Source organism: Streptomyces sp. NPDC107559 (genome assembly GCF_055657365.1).
In genome coordinates this window covers 1-3,412 of sequence record NZ_JBVKBD010000054.1, presented here as the reverse complement: position 1 = coordinate 3,412, position 3,412 = coordinate 1, and the positions used below count along the sequence as shown (strand labels likewise).

Genomic DNA, 3,412 nt, shown 5'->3' with positions numbered 1-3,412 from the left:
ATCTCCCCATTCACCCCAAGGGCCTATCCACCCAAAACCGCCACCAGCATGGCGTCCCACCTGCACCGTTGCCCTAAATCACCGGCATTGCTCTGCCGAGTAGCCGAGGGGGATCTCACCCCTCGGCTCTCACAGAACCGTGCGTAACAGTCGCCCGTTACACGGCTCTTGTCGTTCTGGTCGTCAGACCGATACAGCACCAGTGGTCAGGCGCCAGTGCGCGAACATGCGGGGGTATCGCTGGGCGATCTGCTGCATCTTCGCGATGGCCTTCCGCTGGGCCGCAAGCCGTTTGTACTTCTGGCGGATCCAGCGCACCAGGTAGGCGTTGATGCGCATCACGAAGGGGATCAGCTCCCACGACCTGAAGCGGCTGTAGTAGTTGAGCCAGCCCGCCACCACAGGGTTGATCCTGCGGGCGAGCTCGTGGAAGGAGAGTTCGGAACGGGTGTGCAGGTGCCAGGACCGCAGCTCCCGCCCCATCCTTTTCAGGGCGTCCTTGCTGACCGCCGGGTCGAACGCCAGGAACAGGTTCCCGTGCCGACTCCGGTTCCTCCTGGCGCGGAACGTGTACCCGAGGAAGGTGAACGACGTGTGCTCGTAAGCGCCACGTCGGTGGCCGTCCTTGCAGTAGATGATCCGGGTCTTGTCCGGGTGCAGCTGCAACCCGACTTCGACCATCCTGTCCGTGAGCGCGGCCAGCACCTGCCGGGCCTGGCGCTCGGTGACGCAGTGCAGCACCGCGTCGTCCGCATACCGTTCGAACCAGACGGACGGGAACTCCCGGTCCATCCAGGTGTCGAACGTGTAGTGCAGGAACAGGTTCGCCATGACGGGCGACACCGGAGCCCCTTGAGGGGTCCCGCGCTCCCGCTCCAGCAGGGAGCCGTCGGGCATGACGAGCGGGGCGGCGAGCCACCGCCGCACGTACAACTTCACCCAGACGGCGTCGGTGTGCGCTTCCACAGCCTTGACCAGCAGGTCCCAGGGCACACTGTCGAAGAACTTGGCGATGTCGAACTCCACCACCCAGTCCCTTTTCCAGCAGCGTTCCCGGCATTTGCCCACCGCATCCAAGGCGGACCGTCCGGGCCGGTATCCGAAGCTGTCCGGGTGGAAAATTGGCTCCACCCTGCGCATCAGATGCCGGGCCACCACGGTCTGGGCCACGCGGTCGGCGACAGCGGGAATGCCGAGCATTCTCTCGCCGCCCCCGTGTGGCTTGGGAATGGCCACCGCACGCACCGGAGGCGGAAAGTATGAGCCCGATGACATGCGATTCCAGACCTTGTACAGATTGTTCTCAAGGTCCTTCTCGAAGTCCACGACGCTCTGCCCGTCCACACCGGGTGCACCCTTGTTAGCCCTGACTTCCTCCCACGCCTCCTTGATTTCCCACTTTGAAATATCAAACGGCTTGGTCGACGATTTCAACTGGCCCATCGAACTCCTCCCGGACGCTGTCCGGTTGATGCGATCAACTCAGTCACGAACGACCCGGCCCCTTCGCTCCACCCCCATTACAGGGGCTTCATCACTACTACGAGCCGGTCCGCCGGCACGCCCCGCGTCGGTACTCGACCCCTTGCAGTGACTGCTGCTTGGGGCACTCCCTCTCGCCCGCCGCTCGGCGGGCAGTATCGCGACCTGCCTTCTCCTGTTCCATGCGGGAGCCGCAGACCGGACTCACGTCGCCTACATGCCGGACACCACCTGGCCAATAAGCGGGCACCCGCCAGGCTCATCCCGGGGTTCTGGTCACACCCCGGTTTCGATGCCGTCTATTTTCTTTTCGACACGTCAGCAGCGATTCACTTGCGTTCGTCTTCCCGATCCCCACCTGACGCCTCTTACGACGCCTTTTCCTCATCGCTCACCACGACAGTCATTAGCTAACGCAGCATGAGGCGGTTTAGAGCCTCCCCCCACAGGGCGGCTCTGAAGGGCCACAAAACCTTCATCTCCCACACAGCATCACTTCCAGAAGTTGCCTACAACCAACTCCCTCTCATGTTCAGGACACAAGACCAGCGAAAACAGAGTTCGTGACGCAGTCGTAACGCACCCGCGCCGATGCCCCGGGACACTACGGGGCGAAGTGGCACTGCGCCCACCTTCACGAGAAGCCCACTTTTACCCCACATTTTGCGACAGATCTGCCGAAGGATTTCCGACGCAGCACACTGGCTGCCGCCGGCCTGACTTTCCGCAGGTGGTTCGGGGTCGACAACGGCTGAGTGCCAGCCAGGCCACCGTTATCCGAGCGGGACACGCCCTGGAACCATGGGCCTTGCGTCCAGATGAGCTGCGATGCGCGTGATGGTCCGGGCGTTGTCCTCGAACAGATGCCCCTGCATGCCCGCCGCTTGGGCGGCTTCAATGTTGACTGCGACATCGTCGATGAAGAGACAGCTCTCTGGACGTACGTCCAAGCTGGCGCATGCGGCCTCATAGGCTCGCAGGTCGGGCTTGCCGATGCCGATCTCGTGCGAGTAGACGATCTGCTCGACCAGTTCGTCGAAGTGGTACAGCGCTGTCTCCCGTTCCCGGGCACCGACGAAGCTGTTGCTCAGGATGCCCAGCCTGCAGCTTCCCCGCAGCCCTCGCACATAGGAGATGAGTTCCTCGTTCGGCGTCCCCAGGTATTCCGTCCAGAGATCAGCCATGAAGGCTTCGACCTGGGGCGCGTCGAGATCCAGGCGGGTTGCCACCTGTTCGTGCACGTCTCGTTCGCTGATGCTCCCGACGCTTCCAGCCCGCCACACGTCGCGCATCCGCTGATTCACAGTGCCCAGCGGCAGCTCCAGCTGCTCTTCCCACCGTTGCCCCCATCCGGTTTTCGGCGTGATCTCCAGCACGCCCCCGATGTCGAGAATGACGCAGGTCGCGGTCACACGAACTCCCCCTCTTCGTCCTGCCTGGTCGACGAGCACAAACCGCCCGCCCGTGTGATCTGTGACGACACTGTCACCCCTCCCTCTGGGGCAAGGTCAAGCGATCTCGGAACCTTGTGGCAGCCCTGTCGCTGCCCGCCGACCCGACTCGACCGAACAACAGGTGCCTTCAAAGCTCGTGCCGATCCGCGAAGCCCCCGACCGGATGCTGACGTCAGACGTCCCGCTTATCGATGACGGGGCTGGTCTGGTCGAACAGGGTTCCTGATCGGGTGATCGCGCGCGGGCTGGCGCATAAGAGCAGGGCCTCTTGGTAGTTCGGGGGTGCGATCCCATCCGAGTACCAGGAGGCCCTGTTGGCGCAGTCTTGCGTGCCCGCGGGTGTGGAGTCCAACGCGCTGCCACCGTCGTGTGACTGCCTCACGCACAGGTTCGGCAACGCGGCAGACCGACCGGACCGCGCCCGGTGCCATGTGTCCGACATGACGGAGGCGGAGTGGCAGCTGGTCCGGGCCGTG

The 3,412-nt window shown here is 63.6% G+C and carries 2 protein-coding genes; both read right to left on the bottom strand.

All coding sequences use genetic code 11. From position 1 onward, the window contains the following. Positions 1-183: 183 nt before the first annotated feature. On the bottom strand, positions 184-1,443 hold the full coding sequence (gene ltrA, locus ACZ7OY_RS44555; protein WP_472251217.1) for a group II intron reverse transcriptase/maturase: 1,260 nt from the start codon (positions 1,441-1,443) through the stop codon (positions 184-186). Between the two features lie 812 nt (positions 1,444-2,255). After that, positions 2,256-2,894, bottom strand: coding sequence for an HAD family hydrolase (locus tag ACZ7OY_RS44550; RefSeq protein ID WP_472251216.1), 639 nt, complete (start codon positions 2,892-2,894; stop codon positions 2,256-2,258). Positions 2,895-3,412 lie beyond the last annotated feature (518 nt).

Bases quoted from the DNA above. Each gene is read 5' to 3' on its own strand.
- ltrA (WP_472251217.1), bottom strand. From the start codon at position 1,443: ATGGGCCAGTTGAAATCGTCGACCAAGCCGTTTGATATTTCAAAGTGG.